This window comes from Demequina rhizosphaerae (genome assembly GCF_000971255.1).
GTDB lineage: Bacteria > Actinomycetota > Actinomycetes > Actinomycetales > Demequinaceae > Demequina > Demequina rhizosphaerae.
Genome location: NZ_BBMC01000005.1, coordinates 230,139 through 248,119 on the forward strand (window position 1 = coordinate 230,139; position 17,981 = coordinate 248,119).

Consider the following 17,981-nt stretch of genomic DNA (forward strand, 5'->3'; position numbering starts at 1 on the left):
GGTCAGCCGTCCAGCGCCTCCCGGACGCGGGCGACCACGGCGGCCGCCGCATCGTCCACCGGCAGCGCCTCGCTCGTGCCCGCCGCGCGGACCTTGAGCTCGACGGTGCCCTCCGCGAGGCCGCGGCCGACCACGAGGATGAACGGGGCGCCGATGAGCTCGGCGTCCTTGAACTTCACGCCGGGCGAGACCTTGAAGCGGTCGTCGTAGCAGACCTCGACGCCCGCGGCCTCGAGCTCCGCGGCCAGGCCGCCGGCGGCCTCGAAGACCGCCGCGTCCTTGCCTGTCGCGACCACGTGCACCTGGTACGGCGCGACCTGGATGGGCCAGGACAGGCCCAGCTCGTCGTGGTTGTTCTCCGCGAGCAGCGCGACGGCGCGGGTGACGCCGATGCCGTACGAGCCCATGGTGACGACCTGCTGCTTGCCGTTCTCGTCGAGCACCCGCAGGTCGAGCGCCTCGGCGTACTTGCGGCCCAGCTGGAAGATGTGGCCGATCTCGACGCCGCGCGCGAGCTCGAGCGGACCCGAGCCGTCGGGGGCCTCGTCGCCGTCGCGCACGTCGGCGGCCTCGATGGTGCCGTCGCCCACGAAGTCGCGGCCCATGACGAGGTCGAAGACGTGCTTGCCGTGCTCGTTGGCGCCGGTGATCCAGCGGGTGCCGGGGACGATGCGCGGGTCGAGCATGTACGGGATGGTCGCGTCGTCCTCGGAGAGGAACGCCACCTCCGCCGGGCGGGCCTGCGGGCCGAGCACGCCGGGGCCGATGTAGCCCTTGACCAGCTCGGGGTGGGTCTTGAGGTCGTCCTCGTTCGCGGCTTCGACCGTCGCCGGGGCGAGCGCCGCCTCGAGGCGGGTCATGTCGACGTCGCGGTCGCCGGGCACGCCGATGACGAGCAGCCCGCGCTCGCCCTCGGGGTTGGTCGCGGCGATCACCACGTTCTTGAGGGTGTCCGCGGCGGTCCAGGCGCGGTCCTCGCGCGGGTGGTGGGCGTTGGCGGAGGCGACCAGCGTGTCGATCGTCGGGGTGTCGGGAGTGTCCTCGACGTGCGCGGCGGGCGCATCGGCCCAGTCGATCGCGGCGGGCGCCGGGGTGGTGACGGCCTCGACGTTGGCGGCGTAGCCGCCGGGCGAGCGCACGAAGGTGTCCTCGCCGACCTCGGTGGGCGACAGGAACTCCTCCGACCTCGAGCCGCCCATCGCGCCCGACTGCGCCTGCACGATCACGTACTCGAGGCCCAGGCGGTCGAAGATGCGGATGTAGGCCGCGCGCTGCGCCGCGTACGACGCGTCGAGGCCCTCGTCCGAGATGTCGAAGCTGTACGAGTCCTTCATGATGAACTCGCGGCCGCGCAGCAGGCCCGCACGGGGACGCGCCTCGTCGCGGTACTTCGTCTGGATCTGGTAGATCGTCAGCGGCAGGTCCTTGTAGCTGCTGTAGAGGTCCTTGACCAGCAGCGTGAACATCTCCTCGTGCGTGGGCGCGAGCAGGTAGTCGCCGCCCTTGCGGTCGTGGAGGCGGAAGAGGTTGGGGCCGTACTCGGTCCAGCGGCCGGTCGCCTCGTAGGGCTCGCGCGGCAGCAGCGCCGGGAAGTGCACCTCCTGGCCGCCGGCGGCGTCCATCTCCTCGCGGACGATCGCCTCGACCTTCGCGAGCACCTTGAGGCCCAGCGGCAGCCAGGTGTAGATGCCGGGGGCGGCGCGGCGGATGTAGCCGGCGCGGACGAGCAGCTGGTGCGACGCGACCTCGGCGTCGGCGGGGTTCTCGCGCAGGGTGCGCAGGAAGAGCGTGGACATGCGAAGCATGGGGTCAAGGGTATCGGGACCGGGGCACGATGCGGTGCGGGTATCCGTCCTGTCACCAGGGCGTGCGCACCACGAAGCCCCCGACCCAGTGCTCGTAGCGGTAGAGCACGGTCGCAAGCTGGCGGCGCAGCGTCGGCTCGTTCGGCCGGAAGGTCCCGTCGGAGAAGCCCGAGACGATGTCGAGCTGCCCGAGCCACGCGATCGCGCGCGAGCCGCCGTCACCGCATTCGACGTCGGTGAACGAGTAGGCAGGGCATCCGCCATCAGGCAAGGGACCAGGAACGGTGAGGACCGCCGGTCGACCCGCATACCTGTACAGCAGCTTGGCGACCATGCGCCTCGTGACGGTGCGGTTCGGCTTGAAGCTCCCGTCGTCGTAGCCCGAGGCGATCCCCGTCTGGTGGAGCCAGACCATCGCACGGTACCCGCCGTCGCCGGGCTCGATGTCGGTGAACGGAGACTCCTCGGGAAGGTCGACCTCGGGGCGACCGGCGTGCCGGTACAGCAGCTTCGCGAGGTTGCGGCGGGTCACCGTTCCTCGCGGTTCGAAGGTGCCGTCGTCGAAGCCGGACACGATCCCGACCCCGCCGGCCCAGTTGATCGCGTGGAAGCCCTTGGATGCCCCGCGCACGTCCGTGAAGCAGGTGAACGGGATCCACTCGTCAGGGTGGTCGTTGCGCAGGCCCGCGACCGACACCGCGCGGGTGTGCGTGCCCGTCGGTGCCGCGGCGCCGCCGTACCAGCAGTCCTCACCCTCGTAGGCGGTCCAGTCCTCGCCTGTCACGAGCTCCTCGCGGGCGGCGCGCAGCAGGTACGGCTCATCCGTCTCGAGCTCGTCGAAGACCAGCGTGGTTCCCGGCGAGGCGCAGTCGACGGCGGCGGGCACGGACTCCGTCGCTCCCTCGAATCCCGCCCACGGGTACGCCGCGACGCACACGATCTCGGCGACCCCCGGCACGGGACGCAGCGCAGGCAGCGCGACATCGACACGCAGCACGGTGAACGGCCGGGTGGTCGAGGTCGGCGCCGTCGCCTCGTCGTCGTCGACGCCGACGACGAGGCGCGCGGGGACGGCGACGACGCCGCCGTCGGTCACCCACGATCCTGCAAGGCCTGGAATGCCCGTCACCCTCACGCGGTACTCGCCGACCGGGACGCCGTCGAACCGGTAGGCGCCGTCCTCGACGGCGGTCGACGCCACGTACTCCCCGCTCCATCTGTAGAGGTCGGCGCGGCCGTCCTCGACCACGCCGATGATGAGGCGAGCGGCACCCGTGATGCTGGCGGCGCCGGAGAGGGCGATCCCCCCGCTCGGCGCGTCGACCGCGACCTCGACAGCCGTGTCGGTCGCAGGAGCGTCCTCGGCCGCCGCTGCCGGCGCGCCGATCGCGATCGCCACTGCGCTCAGGACGACGGCGAGCACGGCCGTGTGGCGTGAGGCTCGTGTCATGGGTGTCTCTCCTCGAGGCTCGGATCAGCCGAGCGTGTAGCGGTAGAGGAACGTCGCGATCTGGCGACGGATGACGTCCTGCTCCGGACGGAACGTGCCGTCCGAGAAGCCCGAGGCGATCCCCGTCTCGGCCATCCATGCCATCGCGCGGTAGCCGCCCGATCGCGGGGTGAGGTCCTTGTAGGGCGATCTCGCCGGCACCTCGAAGTCCGGCCGGCCCGCGAAGCGGTAGAGGAACTTCGCGAGGTTACGGCGCGAGACCTCGTCGTTCGGCCGGAAGGAGCCGTCGTCGAAGCCCGACGCGATGCCCGCCTGGTAGAGCCACACCATCGCGCGGTAGCCGCCGTCGCTCGGCGACACGTCGGCGAAGGGCGACTCCTCGGGCAGGTCGACGTCCGGGCGCCCCGCGTAGCGGTAGAGCAGCTTCGCGAGGTTGCGCCGCGTCACGGACTCGCGCGGACGGAAGGTGCCGTCCGAGTAGCCGGAGGCGATGTGCGTGCCGCCCAGCCACGAGATCTCGGAGAACGCCTTCGACCCGCCGTTCACGTCGGTGTAGTAGGCCATGCCGAGCCAGTACCCGCTCATGTCCTCACCGACCGAGATGACGCGGGCCTTGCCGCTCCACGGCCCATCGGCGTTGCCGAGCCAGTAGTCGGGTCCCGTGTACGAGGTCCAGTCGGTGTCGACCGTGAGCTCCTCCGGCACGACCCGAAGCAGATACGCGCGACCGTCCTGGAGGTTGGGCAGGATGCGCACCAGCTCCGGATCCCCGCAATCGACGACGACCGGCGTGCTCGTGGACTCGGATTCGAAGCGATCAGCACGATAGGCGGCGATGCACAGCCAGCGGTCGTCCCACTCCGCCTTGCCCGCGGCGCTGACGTAGAGCGGGGCCATGTACTCGAGCGGCACACGGCCGGCGGTGAGGGTGACCGGGGTGGACTCCGACACCACGAACCTGCCGGGCGCGTGGTTCCCGATCACTTCTCCGTACGTCGCCCACCGAGGGCCGATGTCGGTTCCGCCGCTGACGAGCACCTTGTACTCGCCCTCCGGCACACCCTCGAACGAGTACGCGCCGCTCTCGACCGCCGTGGTGCCGAGCGGCTCGCCGGCCCACGAGTAGAGGGTTGCCGTGGTGCCGCCGCCCCACACGGTCCCGGTGATCGTCGCGCCGAGGTCGAGCACGAAGTCCGCTTCCGCGGTTCCTCCTTCGAACACGACCGGGGAGCCTGCCCCGTCGTCGCCGAAGTAGCCCTCCACCGCCCCGTCGAAGCCGGCGAAGCGGAGCCAGTACGCGCCGGGCTCGACGATCTCCAGGTGGAACCGCTCATCTGCTCCCACGCACGACTCGGCGGCGAGGGCTCCGGAATCGGCATAGGCCGTGACGCAGCCTCCCGTCACGACGCCGCCGCGCGCGAGGACGTGACCGCGCAGTCCCGTGCCATCGCTCAGGGTGTACGCGATCGCGACGGTCTCGCCGGCCGCCACCCAGGTCGTCTCCGCGTCGCCTCGCACCAGACCGCCCCAGTACTGGTCAGGTGCCCCGTCGAAGCCGAGGAACGCCAGCGCGAATCGGCCGTCGTACATCGGCACCCGGTACGTACCGCCGTCTCCCGCACAGTCCCGACCGGCCTCGACCCACTCGTCGGTGTACGCGACGAGGCAGCCGCCCGCGGCCGGCAGCCCTCCAGGACCCGCCAGCGCGACGGACACGGCTCCCGCCGCCCTCAGGTCGAGGTCGATCGTCCTCACCTCGCCGGTCGCCGCCGAGATGGGGTAGGCGTCGCTTCCCGTCCACAGCCACGCATCGGCTCCGACGGCACGGAAGAGCAGCCTCGCGCCGGTGTCCGGCACCGGCACGGAGTAGCCGGGCTCGCCGGGAGCCGTGCAGCCGGTCGCGAAGACCTCGTCGCCGACGTGGACGTCGACGCAGGCGGAGGTGGCTCCCGGCACGGCCGTGTAGTCGATCGCACCTGCGACCGTGCCGTACGCGCCGATCTCGTATGCCCGCGCCACGTCGCGGCCCTGATCGATCGTGACGAAGCTCATCTGCGTCGTGTCGTTCGCGGTCGAGAAGCCCGTGAAACGAAGGTGCGAGTTGCTCTTGAGGTCGCGACGGACGTCGAGAACGTAGCCGTCCGCTCCGTCGCAGTCGCGGGCGACCTCCTCGGACCCGGACTTGAGAGCCACACACCCGTCCGCGACCGGCTCGCCCTCGCTCGTCACGTCGACCGTGAAGCGGCCACCGAATCGGATGTCGACCTCGGTCGTAGTTCCCGTGGTCGTCGCGACCTGGACCGAGTCCGTGAGCCCCGTGTGCGTCGACAGGCCCCACCACCCCTCCCAGTAGCCGCAGACCGGGTCGGCCGATTCGGCCGTCACGCAGAGCGCATACGTGGCCTCGGGGAGGCCGTCGATCGTGAACTCGTCCCCGATGTCGCCGCACGCCTCACCCTCGACGATGTAGGTGCCGGCGCCCGGACCCACCGACATGAACGCCCGCACGCAGGCCCGCTCCCCCACGACGGTGTCGGGGGCGACGATGGTGCCGTGGATCGCTGAGTCGGGTGCGAACTGCGCGTCGACACCGGTACGGAGCTCGGTGGGCACGCTCGCGATCTGCGTCGATGTGACGGATGCCTGGCCGGCCTCCGCCGGGACGAACCTCAGCAGCGCCGATCCGGACTCGGCGATGCTCCAGTCGCGGATCACGTACCTCCCGTCCGTGCCGACCGTCACCTCCTCGCGCAGCGGCTTCGGGCTGGAGTGCCAGTAGTAGCGCTGCACGGTCGCACCTGCCGCGGGTGTCCCATCCGACCCGAGGACCGTCCCGGTGGTCGCCCCGTACGGCAGCAGCTCGACCGCGACCGCGGTCGTCGCGTCCGCGACGACGTCGAACGAGTCGGCGTCGGCGTGCGCGTCCTCCCACGTCGACCACTGGTCGGGGGCGTCTGTGAAGCCGGTGTACTCCAGCCGGTAGGCGCCGGGCGCGAGCCCGTCGATCACGTAGGCGCCGTCGCCGGACTCGCAGACGGTCGCGACCGCGGTCTCCGCGTCTTCGTCCGTGTACGCCGCGACGCAACCGCCGACCGCATCGTCCCCGGTCTCCCACAACGTGGCCGTGGCCTCGATGGATCCGGTCGGCTCGACCGCGCCGGCGGCCGACGGCAGCCCCACCCCCGCCACGATCGCGGTGAGCAGCGCGGCGATCGCCCGCGCGCGTCGTCGGGTCGTCTGCGGCATCCGTTCCCCCCCTGCCGCGACCGCCCTGTGCGGCCGCCGGTGCGCGGCGCATCGTCCCGCCGCACGTGCCCGCACGCTACCAGGAGACGTCACTCTGTGACATTGCCTGCTCGGACCCCTACCAGGAAGGACACGCCGACATTCGGGACGGAAGGGACGGCGGACGCACGACGGCCGCCGGTCCCCGCGGGGACCGGCGGCCGTGGTGTGCGCCGCGCCTACAGGTACGGGAAGCGGTAGAGGAACGTCGCCATCTGGCGGCGGATGACGTCCTGGTTCGGACGGATGGTGCCGTCCGAGAAGCCGGATGCGATCTCCTCGTCGACCATGAACTTCAGCGCGCGGTAGCCGCCCGCGGTCTTCTTCACGTCCTTGAAGGGCGACTTCTCGTCCATGTCGACGTCGGGGCGCCCCGCGTAGCGGTAGAGGAACTTCGCCATGTTCTGACGGCTCACGGTCTTGTTCGGCTTGAACGAGCCGTCGGCGTAGCCCGACGCGATCTCCGCCTCGTAGAGCCACACCATCGCGCGATAGCCGCCGTCGCCGGGCTCGAGGTCCGTGAAGGGCGACTCCTCCGGCATCTCGAAGTCCGGGCGGCCGGCGTAGCGGTAGAGCAGCTTGGCCATGTTGCGGCGGGTCACCGACTCGCGCGGACGGAACGTGTCGTCGTCGTAGCCCGAGGCGATCTGGAACGCGGCGAGCCAGGAGATCTCGTCGAAGGCCTTCGCGCCGCCCTTGACGTCGCCGAAGTAGGCGACGAAGTGCCAGTCGGGGCCGGTGGTGGTGTCCGTGATGAAGACGAGCGCTCCGGGCGTCCACGGGTCGGCGACGTTCCCGAACCAGAACTCGTCACCCTCGTAGTCCATCCACTCGTCGGCCGTGGCGAGCTCGGCCGGCACGATGCGGAGGAGGTACTCGCTCGACTTGTCGAGCTCGTCGATGAAGGTGGGGTTGCCCTCGACGGCGCAGTCCGTCGACACGGGCGCCGAGATCGAGGCGTCCCAGAAGTCCTCGGCGTCGTACGCGGCGAGGCAGAGCCGATCGGTGCTCCACGAGCCCTTGCCCGCGACGGTGAAGTACACCCAGGGCTCGTCGCCGAGCGTCGCCTCGTCCGCGACGATCTCCGCCGGGGACTCGGGCGACACGACGAACTTCGCCGGGCCCAGGCCGTCGGAGCCGTCGAGCTCAGCCCACTGCGAGCCGTGGTCGTCGTACGTGCCGACGAGCACCTTGTACTCGCCCTCCGCCACGTCGGCGAAGGTGTACGCGCCCTCGACGATGTCGACGTCGCCCAGGTACTCGCCGTCCCAGCTGAACAGCTCGGCCCAGCCCTCGGCCGGCTCGCCGTCGACCACGACGGTGCCCGTGATCGACACGGTCTCGGTGACGGACAGCGTGCGCGGCGCGGTGGCCGAGGCGCCGGTCTCGGCGCCGTAGCACCAGACGTCGGCGAGGTGCTCGTGGCCCTCGGTGACGGCGCTGCACGATGCGCCGGTCACGGTGCCGGCCGCGGCGCCCGCGGCCGCGGGGAGCCCCGCGGCAGCCAGGAGCGCCAGGACCGTGGCGGCGGCGCCGCGCGCGAGCAGGGACGAAGACGACTGCATGGATGACCCCCATGACGGGGCCGATCCACACGTCCCCGCCGCGCGCCGAGCCTCCGATGGCGGGCGCCTCGCGGGCACGCTAGCAGGCGCGATGGGTGCGGCCCGGGTCACGACACGCGATGGTTTCGTCACACCGTGCGCTTGTGCACGGGGAGGTCGGGCGGCGCTGCGGAGAGGCCCACCCTCCCCCGGAGACGGCTCGACCGCCGCCGGCCCGGTGGGGCCGACGGCGGTCGAGGGTCAGCGGTGCTCCGCTACAGGCTCGAGAACCGGTAGATGAAGGTCGCCATCTGGCGGCGGATCGTGTCCTGACCCGGACGGAAGGTGCCGTCCGAGAAGCCGGTGGCGATCCCCGTCTCGTCCAGCCACGCCATCGCGCGGTAGCCGCCGGTCGAGGTCGTGACGTCCGAGAACGGCGAGGTGGCGGGCACCTCGAAGGCCGGACGGTCGGCGAAGCGGTAGAGGAACTTCGCCATGTTGCGACGCGTCACGGTCTTGTTCGGCTGGAACGTGCCGTCCGAGTAGCCCGAGGCGATCTCCGCCTCGTGCAGCCACACCATGGCGCGGTAGCCGCCGTCACCCTGCTCGATGTCCGAGAAGGGCGAGGTCTCCGGGAGCTCGAAGTCCGGGCGACCGGCGAGGCGGTACAGGAACTTCGCCATGTTGCGACGCGTCACGGACTCGTAGGGACGGAAGGTGCGGTCCTCGAAGCCCGAGGCGATGCCCTGCTCGTGGAGCCAGGTGATCTCGGCGAACGCCTTCGCGCCCAGCGGCACGTCGGTGAAGTACACGGTCGGGACGCAGCCCTCGGTCGGGCGCTCGGCGTTGATGAGCACGTTGTCGACCGGCAGGGCGTCGAAGCCGTTCGTCACGATCCAGCCGTAGCGGTTGCCGCCCACGGTGCCGTTGATCGTGTCCTTGCCGTTCGAGCGGGTCCAGGTCTTGAGCACGTCGCCCGAGGCGTCCGCGACCGAGATGTCGACCGAGAGCACGCCGTCCACGCTCGAGAAGTCGTGGCGCACGGTGTACCAGCCGGACTCGGTGATCGTCAGCGTGTCACCGGTCAGCGGCGCGACGTCGACGGCCTTGAAGCCCGCGTTGTTCGACGCGCCAAGCGTCCACGAGCCCTCGCCCGCCGACTGCGCGTGAAGGATGAAGTCGCGACGGTGGTTGCCGTCGGTGCCGTTGGTGGCCACCGACCAGTCGAACTGGTTCAGCGTGCCACCGGTCGACACCGCAGCGTCGAGGTAGAAGTCGGCGCTGGTGAACCAGCCGCCCGCCGGGAACGCGTCGGAGTAGCCGCCGAACTTCGTCACCTGGTACTCGTAGTCGTCGTCGTCCAGGTTCTGGCCAGCGACCGCGTAGTAGCAGCCCGCAGCGGCGGTGATGCCGGTGGTGCCGTTCTTGACCGGCGTCACGCCGGAGACAGCCTCGAAGCTGGCCTCGGTCTCGAAGCCGTACACGGCCGCGTCGATCGCCGGCACCGCGGACGCCTTGACGGTGAGCATCGGCGAGTAGGGGGACCACTCGCTCGTCGAGCGAAGGACGTCGATCGGGTCGCCGTCGTACATCGCGGCGTACGACGAGTCCACGACGATCGAGTCGCCGTCGACGTCCGCGCCGATGGCGGGCGCGTCCTGCGCGAGGCTGACGTTCAGGCTGTCGTACGGGCCGCGGTCCGCGATCTCGCCGAAGCGGCTCGTCGGGTACTTCACGGTGACGATGACCTCGTCCGGGAGCGCGACGGTCGAGTCGAAGGGCACGGTGGCCGTGAAGGCGACGCCGTTGTGGCAGGTGCCCGTCTCGGAGTCGTACCACTTCGTCGGAGTCGTCGTGCAGTTCACGGCGTCGGCCGACGGTCGGAACGGCACGGCCACGGTCTCGGTCGCGGTCGCGAGCAGGTCGCCCGGCTCGCCCGCGGCGTCGACGCCGTAGACGTTGACCGTCACGGGGTGGTCGAAGGTGGCGCCGGGCGTCGTGACGCAGTCCGCGCCCGAGCCGGTCTCGCACGACCAGTTGGTCATGCCGACCTCGACGGAGTCGAGCAGCCGCTCGTCGCCGCCGAGGACGATGCGATCGCCGAGCTCACGCGTCGAGGTGGCGGTGAAGCCGATGCTCGGGTGCGACGGAGCCGTCGCGGCGTTGTCGAAGACGACGGCGCTGGTGGCCGGCGCCTCGGTGTCGTCGGACGTCGCGCCGGCCGCCGTGGCGGTCAGGACGCTCGCGCCCAGCGCCGCGAGCATCGTGCCCGCGACGGCGCGCGAGGCGCGCCAGGAATGGGTGTTCCCCATGAGATCCCCTCAGATCGATGCGCGCGCACGCACGATCGGGGTTCCCGTGTGCGTCGCTGCGCGCGAGTAGCGAGAGAAAGTCTAGGGAGGCCCACCGACAGTAATCGCTCCAAAGTGCCGATAACGTCGTTACCGTGACGAACGCCACACGGCGGGCGTCACATCATGACGGTCGCGAACGTCCCGACCTCGCGGAAGCCCACCGCGTCGTACGCGCGGATGGCCACCGGGTTGAAGTCGTTGACGTAGAGGCTCACCGTCGGGGCGAGCTGCGCGCGCACCGCGTCGATCACGGCGCCGAGCCCCGCGCGGGCGAGCCCGCGTCCGCGCAGGTCCGGATGCACCCACACGCCCTGGAGCTGCGCCACTCCCCCGCCCAGCGCGCCCACCTCGGCCTTGAACACCACCTGTCGTCGGCCGTCGACGGTGCCCATCTGCACGTACGAGCGTCCGGCGCGCACGAGGTAGCGCAGGCGCTCCTCGTAGCCGGCACGCCCGTGGCGCATCGGGTCGTAGCCCACCTCGCCGATGAACATGTGGACGCACGCGGGCAGCAGCAGGTCGTAGTCGTCGAGGTCCGCGCGCCTCACGGCCTCGAGGTCGAGGCCCGAGGCGTCGATGCCGGCGACGCGGCGCGGCTCGTGGTCGATCGCCATCGACACCTGCCGGGCCCGCACCTCGCGGGCGGGCCCCCACCAGGGCTCGACGCGGCCCCACAGGTCGAGCGTGACGCCGGCCGGGCCCACGAGCGCCGCGGGGCGCGTGAGGCGCGCGATCGCCGCCGCCGCGACCTCGGCGCGCAGGGAGTCCTCGTCCTCGCCGTCGCCATCGGGCAGCACGGGCGAGAGGTTGGCGCCGTTCCACACGAGGCCCACGAGGGTCGAGTGCAGGCCCGAGCGCCGGCGGACGCCCCACAGGGAGCCCGTCATGATGCCCGAGGCCCGGGCCGTCTCGAGGTGCATGAGCGGCACCACGTGCGCGACGGGGTCCCGGCGCGCGAGCGCGATGGCCGTGTCGAGATCACGCCGCTGCAGGGGCGCCAGCGTGTGCTGGGAGCGCCTGAGCAGCGAGTCCGTCATGAGGCCGCGATCACCTCGGGCGCCGCGCCCTCGACGGGCTCCATCGTCTCGGCGATCTTCATCGCCTCCTCGATGAGGGTCTCGACGATGTCCTTCTCGGGCACGGTCTTGATGACCTCGCCCTTGACGAAGATCTGGCCCTTGCCGTTGCCGGACGCCACGCCGAGGTCCGCCTCGCGGGCCTCGCCCGGGCCGTTGACGACGCAGCCCATGACGGCGACGCGCAGCGGCACCTCCATGCCCTCGAGTCCCGCGGTCACCTTCTCCGCGAGCTCGTACACGTCGACCTGCGCGCGGCCGCACGACGGACACGAGACGATCTCGAGCTTGCGGGGACGCAGGTTGAGCGCCTGCAGGATCTGGATGCCGACCTTGACCTCCTCGACCGGCGGGGCGGACAGCGACACGCGGATGGTGTCGCCGATGCCCTGGCTCAGCAGCGCGCCGAACGCGGTCGCGGACTTGATCGTGCCCTGGAAGGCGGGGCCGGCCTCGGTGACGCCGAGGTGGAGCGGCCAGTCGCCGCGCTCGGAGAGCATCTCGTAGGCCCGCACCATGACGACCGGGTCGTTGTGCTTGACCGAGATCTTGAAGTCGTGGAAGTCGTGCTCCTCGAAGAGGCTCGCCTCCCACACGGCGGACTCGACGAGAGCCTCGGGCGTGGGCTTGCCGTACTTCTCCAGGAGGCGCTTGTCGAGCGAGCCGGCGTTGACGCCGATGCGGATCGAGGTGCCGTGATCCTTCGCGGCCTGCGCGATCTCCTTGACCTGGTCGTCGAAGCGCTTGATGTTGCCCGGGTTGACGCGGACCGCGGCGCAGCCGGCCTCGATCGCGGCGAACACGTACTTCGGCTGGAAGTGGATGTCCGCGATCACCGGGATGTTCGACTTCTTCGCGATCGCGGGCAGCGCGTCCGCATCGTCCTGCGTGGGGCACGCGACGCGCACGATGTCGCAGCCGGCCGCCGTGAGCTCGGCGATCTGCTGCAGCGTCGCGTTGACGTCGTGGGTCTTGGTGGTGGTCATCGACTGCACGCTGATGGGGGCGTCGCCGCCCACGTACACGTCGCCCACCTTGATCTTGCGGGTCTTGCGCCGCGGCGCGATCACAGGTGCGGGCATCGCGGGCATGCCGAGTCCGATGGCTGTCACGTTGTCAGTATCTCCCAAGGTCGGTGCGGTACCGCCGTCACACCACGCTGACGGGCGCGACGATGTCCGCATAGATGAGGATGACGCCCATGGCGAGAAGCAGGGCGAAGACGCCGTAGGCGAGGGGCATCATGCGGGCCACGTCGACGGGCGCCGGCCGCGGCAGGCCGCGCAGGCGCGCCCAGCCGTTCTTGATGCCCTGCCAGAAGGCGGAGGCGATGTGCCCACCGTCCAGGGGGACGAGCGGGATCATGTTGAAGGCGAAGAGCGCGAGGTTGAGGCTGCCCAGGAGCATGAGCATGTCGGTCACCTTGTCGGCGATCGAGTAGCCCTGGACGTCCGCGCTGGAGATCTCGCCGGCGACGCGGCCGACGCCCACGAGCCCCATGACGGAGTCCGTGGTGCGCTCCTCGAGCCCGACCGACGCGCGCGCCACGTGGTAGACGTTCTCCGGCAGGTGCCAGATGACGTCCGCCGTCGCTCCGAGCACGTAGCCCGTGTAGTCGAGGCCCGCGCCGATCCCCTGCCGCTGCGTCTCGGTGGCCGGGGCGATGCCCATGTAGCCGACCTCCTCGGTGACGACCGCGCCGTCGGCGTCGGTCACCACCGCGCCGGAGTCGTCGTACACGGCGCGCTCGCGCAGCGCGGGCGTGAGGGGGATCTCGACGGCGTCGCCGTCGCGCTGGACGGTGAGGACGACCTCCTCGCCGGGCCGAGCCGCGACGTAGTCGGTGAAGGTCTCCCAGTCGGAGACCGGCGTGCCGTCGACCGCGGTGACGGTGTCGCCCGCCTCGATGCCCGCCTGGGAGGCAGGCGAGGCCGGGTCATCCGGAGCGCAGTCCGACGCGCCCGCGGCGGGCACGCACGCCGTCACCTGCGACACGGTGAGCGTCGGGTGGCCGGGGGTGCCGACGAGGAAGAGGATGCCGGTGAAGATCAGCACGGCGATGACGAGGTTGACGAAGGGGCCGCCGAACATCACGATCGCCTTGCGCCACCAGGAGAGGTGGTAGAAGGCGCGGTGGTCCTCGCCCGGCTGGATCTCCTCGACGGAGGCCTCGCGCGTGTCCGCGATGAGCTGGGCGACGCGGCCGGTGCCGCTCACGGGCTTGACCGCCTCGGCCGGCGGGATCATCCCGACGAGCTTGACGTAGCCGCCCAGCGGGATGGCCTTGACGCCGTACTCGGTCTCCTTGCCGCGCCGCGACCACAGGGTGGGCCCGAAGCCCACGAAGTACTCGCTCACCCGCACGCCGAACTTCTTCGCAGGGATCATGTGCCCGAGCTCGTGGAGCGCGATCGAGACGAGCAGCCCCACGAGCAGGACGATCCACCCGATGACCTCAGCCATGTCTCCTACCTTCTCACTCGTGCGATCGCGTCCCGTGCGTGGGCGCGCGCCCACGCCTCCGCGCGGTCGACCTCGTCCAGGGTGACCTCCGCGGGGGCGCTGTACTCCTCGACAACGCGCCGGACGGTGTCCACGATCCCGAGGAACGGCAGCGCGCCGTCGACGAAGGCCTGCACGCACTCCTCGTTGGCGGCGTTGAACACGGCCGGGTGCAGGGGCGATGCGGCCATCGCCGCGCGCATGAGGCGGATCGCGGGGAACGCCTCCTCGTCGAGCGGCTCGAAGGTCCACGCCTGCGCGTGCGTCCAGTCGAGCCGCGGCGCGACGTCGGGCAGCCGCTCGGGCCAGCTGAGGCCGAGGGCGATGGGGAGCCGCATGTCCGGCGGCGAGGCCTGCGCGATGGTGGCGCCGTCGACGAACTCGACCATCGAATGGACGATGGACTGCGGGTGCACGACCACGTCGATGCGGTCCATCGGGATGTCGAACAGCAGGTGCGCCTCGGCCACCTCGAGGGCCTTGTTCACCATCGACGCGGAGTTGATGGTGACGACCGGCCCCATGTCCCAGTTGGGGTGCGCGAGCGCGTCGGCGGGCGTGACGGCCGCGAGCGACGCGCGGCTGCGGCCCCGGAAGGCGCCGCCCGACGCGGTCACCACGAGGCGGCGGACCTCGCCACGGCTGCCGGAGCGCAGCGACTGCGCGAGCGCGGAGTGCTCGGAGTCGACGGGCACGATCTGGTCCTCGCGCCGCTTCGCGGCGTGCACGAGCGCGCCTCCGGCGACGAGGGACTCCTTGTTGGCGAGCGCGAGCGTCGAGCCGGACTCGAGCGCCGCGAGGGTGGGCCGCAGGCCCACCGAGCCCGTCATGCCGTTGAGCACGACGTCGGCGCCGATGCGGGCGGCCTCGACCACCGCATCGGCCCCACCCCTCACCTCGATGCCCGGGAGGGCCTCGGCGAGCGCGGGCACGACGTCCTCGCGCGCGACGGCCACGTAGCGGGGACGATGCGCGCGGGCCTGGGCGACGATCGCGTCGGGGTCGGAGCCGCCGGCGGCGAGCGCGACGACCTCGAGGCGGTCGGGGTGTCGCGACACGACGTCGAGCGCCTGGGTGCCGATCGATCCGGTCGACCCCAGCAGGGAGACGGTGCGGGTCATCCCTCGGTGACGCCGAGCAGGATGTCGACCATGCGCGCGAGGAAGGCGTCGACGGTGGCCTCGTCGTACGCGCGCGAGCCGTGGGCGGTGCGGAAGGTCGCGCCGCGCACCTCGTCGGCGGTCAGCGGCGCGCCGCGGTCGAAGAACGCGGTCACGCGCGTGAGGAGGTCGTCGACGTCGCTCGCGCGGTAGCCGGAGGAGACGGCGGAGGGGTGGGCGAAGCGCTCGCCCGCCGGGCGGCGCAGGCGCGGGTAGAGCGTCTGGGCGCGCTGCGCGAGCTCCTGCATCCACGCGTCCTGGCCGTTGGAGCGGACGTAGGCCTCGCGCTGGCGGCCCACGAAGGCGGCCTCGAGGCGGTCGAGCGCGGAGTCGACCGCGCCGGTGTCGTAGCCGCCGTGCTTGAGGTCGAACGCGGTGCGGCGCACATCGAGCGGCGCGAGCTCGGCGTCGGGCTCCGAGGGGCGCTCGTACGCGGCACGCGCCTTGTCGAAGAACTCCTCGACCTGGGTCGGGTGGTACCCGAGCTTGAGCGAGCCCACCTTGGGGAACAGGGTCGTCATCACCTCTCCTTGATGGCCAGCTGGCCGCACGCGCCGTCGATGTCGCTGCCACGAGTATCCCTGATGGTGGTGGGAATCCCGTGCATCCGGAGGATGCGCACGAACTCCTGCTCGACCTTCGGGTCCGACGCGGTCCACTTGGATCCCGGGGTCGGGTTGAGCGGGATCGGGTTGATGTGCACCCACCCGTCGCCGCGCGCGTTGAGCTTCTTCGCGAGCAGCTCCGCGCGGTGGGCGTGGTCGTTGATGTCGCGGATGAGCGCGTACTCGATGCTCACGCGGCGGCCGGTCGCGTCGAAGTAGCGGCGCGCGGCGTCCAGCGCCTCGTCCACCTTCCAGCGGGCGTTGATCGGCACGAGCTCGTCGCGCAGCTCGTCGTCCGGGGCGTGGAGGCTGAGCGCGAGGGTCACGGGGATGCCCTCGGACGCGAGCCGGTCGATGCCGGTGACGAGGCCGACCGTCGAGACGGTGACGTGGCGCGCTGACAGCCCGAAGCCCTCCGGCGGCGGGCTGGTGAGCGCGCGCACCGCGGTGATGACGGCCGCGTAGTTCGCGAGCGGCTCGCCCATGCCCATGAACACGACGTTGGACAGGCGGACGGGGTCGCCGCCGAGCTCGCCGTCGCGCGCCTGGCGGGCAGCGAGCCGCACCTGCTCGACGATCTCGCCCGCGGAGAGGTTGCGGGTGAGGCCCATCTGCCCGGTCGCGCAGAACGGGCACGCCATGCCGCAGCCGGCCTGGCTGGTGACGCACAGCGTGGCGCGGTCCGGGTACTTCATCAGCACGGACTCGACCTTGGCGTGGTCGATGAGGTTCCACAGGGTCTTCACGGTGGCGCCGTCGTCGGCCGTCAGCTGGGTCACCTTGGTGAGCAGCGGCGGGAACAGCTCGCCGACGAGCGTGTCGCGCGCGGCGGCCGGGAGGTCCGTCATGTCGCCCGCGTCGACCGTCAGGTGGTCGTAGTAGTGCGTGGCCAGCTGCTTGGCGCGGAACGCGGGCTGGCCCAGCTGCTTGACCGCGTCGGACCGCTCGGCGGCGTCGAGGTCGGCGAAGTGCCGCGGCGGCTTGCCCCGGCGCGGCTGGAGCATGGGCAGGGTCGGAAGCGTGGTCATGTGGTCCCCAGGAGCAGAGCGAAGACGATGTACGCGGCCGCGGCCGCCGGGAGCATCGAGTCGAGGCGGTCGAGCACGCCGCCGTGACCCGGGATGGCGCTGGACATGTCCTTGACGGACAGGTCGCGCTTGAGGACGGACTCGGCGAGGTCGCCGAGCACGGCCGCGACCACGGCCGCGGCGCCCACCGCGGCCCCGATCCACCAGCGGCCGTCGAGCAGGACGGTCGCGAAGACCGCGGCGCCCGCGATGCCGAACACCGCGCCGCCGATGGCACCCTCCCACGTCTTCTTGGGGCTCACGCGCGGCGCGAGCTTGCGCCGCCCGATGAGCATGCCCGTGAAGAGCGCGAAGGTGTCGTTGAGGACCACCGCCGCGATGACGATGAGGATCCGCTTCCAGCCCTCGTCCGCGAGCTCGAGGAGCAGCATGAACGAGCCGAGGAACGGGATCCAGGTGAGGGTGAGGATGCCGACGAGCGAGTCCGACAGCGTGTTCTCGACGCGGTCGTCGACGATGCGCCACGCGGCCACGCCCGCGGCGGCCACGAGGAGCGCCACGACGAGGCCCTCTCCCCCGCCGAACCACGTCGCGACGCCCATGCCGACGGTCGCCATGAGCACGGGCGCGAGCGACACGTGCATGCCGTGGCGCGCGAGCGCGTTGCGCCACTCGACCACGGCGGCGATGCAGAAGCCGTAGATGGCCACGGCGAACGCGAGCGGGTGCCACCACGCGGCGACGAGCGCGCCGACCGCGAGCACGACGCCCACGACGGTCGCGAGGCCCAGGTTGCGGCCCGCGCGCGACGTCGGTGCCGGGACCGCGTCCTCGAGGGGCACGGCCACGTCCACGGGGTCCACCGCATCGTCCTCGCCCGCGGTGTGCGGGACGGCGACGGACTCGGCTCGCGCGACCGCCTCGGCCACCTGCTCGGCGGCGTGGGGCGCGGGGGCGACCTCCGGCGACGGCTCGACCGCCGCATCGGCCGGCCCGGGCAGCTCGATCTCGCCCGTGGGCAGGCCCGGGGGCCACGCGGGCCCGGCGTCCGGCCGGTCCGCGTTCTCCGGGTTCACCGGGGCGAACAGGGGTCGCGCCGGCACCGGGTCGTGCTCGGAGGTGTCGGGGTCCGCCTCGTGGCGGCGCCCCCACCTCATGAGACGCCCTGTCGC

Annotated in this window: 12 protein-coding genes; all 12 read right to left on the reverse strand. The window is 71.7% G+C overall.

Annotation, left to right across the window (positions count from 1 at the left end):
* Nucleotides 1-2 precede the first annotated feature (2 nt).
* Nucleotides 3-1,796 carry a proline--tRNA ligase gene (locus AOM07_RS09125; protein WP_062313002.1) on the reverse strand — a complete coding sequence of 598 codons (1,794 nt, stop codon included), beginning with the start codon at nt 1,794-1,796 and terminating at the stop codon, nt 3-5.
* Nucleotides 1,797-1,857: 61 nt separating this feature from the next.
* Nucleotides 1,858-3,255 carry an S-layer homology domain-containing protein gene (locus AOM07_RS09130; protein WP_084830219.1) on the reverse strand — a complete coding sequence of 466 codons (1,398 nt, stop codon included), beginning with the start codon at nt 3,253-3,255 and terminating at the stop codon, nt 1,858-1,860.
* Nucleotides 3,256-3,279: 24 nt separating this feature from the next.
* Nucleotides 3,280-6,501 (reverse strand): S-layer homology domain-containing protein, encoded by a 3,222-nt coding sequence (locus AOM07_RS09135; protein WP_062313006.1) that lies wholly within the window; start codon nt 6,499-6,501, stop codon nt 3,280-3,282.
* Nucleotides 6,502-6,719: 218 nt separating this feature from the next.
* Nucleotides 6,720-8,105 carry an S-layer homology domain-containing protein gene (locus AOM07_RS09140; RefSeq protein ID WP_062313008.1) on the reverse strand — a complete coding sequence of 462 codons (1,386 nt, stop codon included), beginning with the start codon at nt 8,103-8,105 and terminating at the stop codon, nt 6,720-6,722.
* Nucleotides 8,106-8,359: 254 nt separating this feature from the next.
* Complete coding sequence (locus AOM07_RS09145) at nt 8,360-10,396, reverse strand: S-layer homology domain-containing protein (RefSeq protein WP_062313010.1); 2,037 nt, start codon at nt 10,394-10,396, stop codon at nt 8,360-8,362.
* Between the two features lie 158 nt (nt 10,397-10,554).
* Complete coding sequence (locus tag AOM07_RS09150; protein ID WP_062313012.1) at nt 10,555-11,475, reverse strand: GNAT family N-acetyltransferase; 921 nt, start codon at nt 11,473-11,475, stop codon at nt 10,555-10,557.
* Nucleotides 11,472-12,605 (reverse strand): flavodoxin-dependent (E)-4-hydroxy-3-methylbut-2-enyl-diphosphate synthase, encoded by a 1,134-nt coding sequence (gene ispG / locus AOM07_RS09155; RefSeq protein ID WP_062313014.1) that lies wholly within the window; start codon nt 12,603-12,605, stop codon nt 11,472-11,474. Before ispG ends, AOM07_RS09150 begins: the two co-directional genes overlap by 4 nt.
* A 58-nt stretch (nt 12,606-12,663) precedes the next feature.
* Nucleotides 12,664-13,977, reverse strand: coding sequence for a M50 family metallopeptidase (locus tag AOM07_RS09160; RefSeq protein WP_062313016.1), 1,314 nt, complete (start codon nt 13,975-13,977; stop codon nt 12,664-12,666).
* Between the two features lie 5 nt (nt 13,978-13,982).
* Complete coding sequence (gene dxr / locus AOM07_RS09165; RefSeq protein WP_062313018.1) at nt 13,983-15,137, reverse strand: 1-deoxy-D-xylulose-5-phosphate reductoisomerase; 1,155 nt, start codon at nt 15,135-15,137, stop codon at nt 13,983-13,985.
* Nucleotides 15,134-15,697, reverse strand: coding sequence for a DivIVA domain-containing protein (locus tag AOM07_RS09170; protein ID WP_062313021.1), 564 nt, complete (start codon nt 15,695-15,697; stop codon nt 15,134-15,136). The genes dxr and AOM07_RS09170 overlap by 4 nt, the downstream gene beginning before the upstream one ends.
* A complete protein-coding gene (rlmN, locus tag AOM07_RS09175; RefSeq protein ID WP_062313023.1) occupies nt 15,697-16,809 on the reverse strand; it encodes a dual-specificity RNA methyltransferase RlmN in 1,113 nt (370 codons plus the stop codon). Before rlmN ends, AOM07_RS09170 begins: the two co-directional genes overlap by 1 nt.
* Nucleotides 16,806-17,966 carry a phosphatidate cytidylyltransferase gene (locus tag AOM07_RS09180; RefSeq protein WP_062313024.1) on the reverse strand — a complete coding sequence of 387 codons (1,161 nt, stop codon included), beginning with the start codon at nt 17,964-17,966 and terminating at the stop codon, nt 16,806-16,808. The genes rlmN and AOM07_RS09180 overlap by 4 nt, the downstream gene beginning before the upstream one ends.
* Nucleotides 17,967-17,981 lie beyond the last annotated feature (15 nt).

Coding starts and splice junctions, on each gene's coding strand:
- AOM07_RS09180 (WP_062313024.1), bottom strand. CDS start 17,966: ATGAGGTGGGGGCGCCGCCACGAGGCGGACCCCGACACCTCCGAGCAC.
- dxr (WP_062313018.1), bottom strand. CDS start 15,137: ATGACCCGCACCGTCTCCCTGCTGGGGTCGACCGGATCGATCGGCACC.
- AOM07_RS09150 (WP_062313012.1), bottom strand. CDS start 11,475: ATGACGGACTCGCTGCTCAGGCGCTCCCAGCACACGCTGGCGCCCCTG.
- AOM07_RS09170 (WP_062313021.1), bottom strand. CDS start 15,697: ATGACGACCCTGTTCCCCAAGGTGGGCTCGCTCAAGCTCGGGTACCAC.
- AOM07_RS09125 (WP_062313002.1), bottom strand. CDS start 1,796: ATGTCCACGCTCTTCCTGCGCACCCTGCGCGAGAACCCCGCCGACGCC.
- AOM07_RS09130 (WP_084830219.1), bottom strand. CDS start 3,255: ATGACACGAGCCTCACGCCACACGGCCGTGCTCGCCGTCGTCCTGAGC.
- AOM07_RS09145 (WP_062313010.1), bottom strand. CDS start 10,396: ATGGGGAACACCCATTCCTGGCGCGCCTCGCGCGCCGTCGCGGGCACG.
- rlmN (WP_062313023.1), bottom strand. CDS start 16,809: ATGACCACGCTTCCGACCCTGCCCATGCTCCAGCCGCGCCGGGGCAAG.
- AOM07_RS09160 (WP_062313016.1), bottom strand. CDS start 13,977: ATGGCTGAGGTCATCGGGTGGATCGTCCTGCTCGTGGGGCTGCTCGTC.
- ispG (WP_062313014.1), bottom strand. CDS start 12,605: ATGCCCGCGATGCCCGCACCTGTGATCGCGCCGCGGCGCAAGACCCGC.
- AOM07_RS09140 (WP_062313008.1), bottom strand. CDS start 8,105: ATGCAGTCGTCTTCGTCCCTGCTCGCGCGCGGCGCCGCCGCCACGGTC.
- AOM07_RS09135 (WP_062313006.1), bottom strand. CDS start 6,501: ATGCCGCAGACGACCCGACGACGCGCGCGGGCGATCGCCGCGCTGCTC.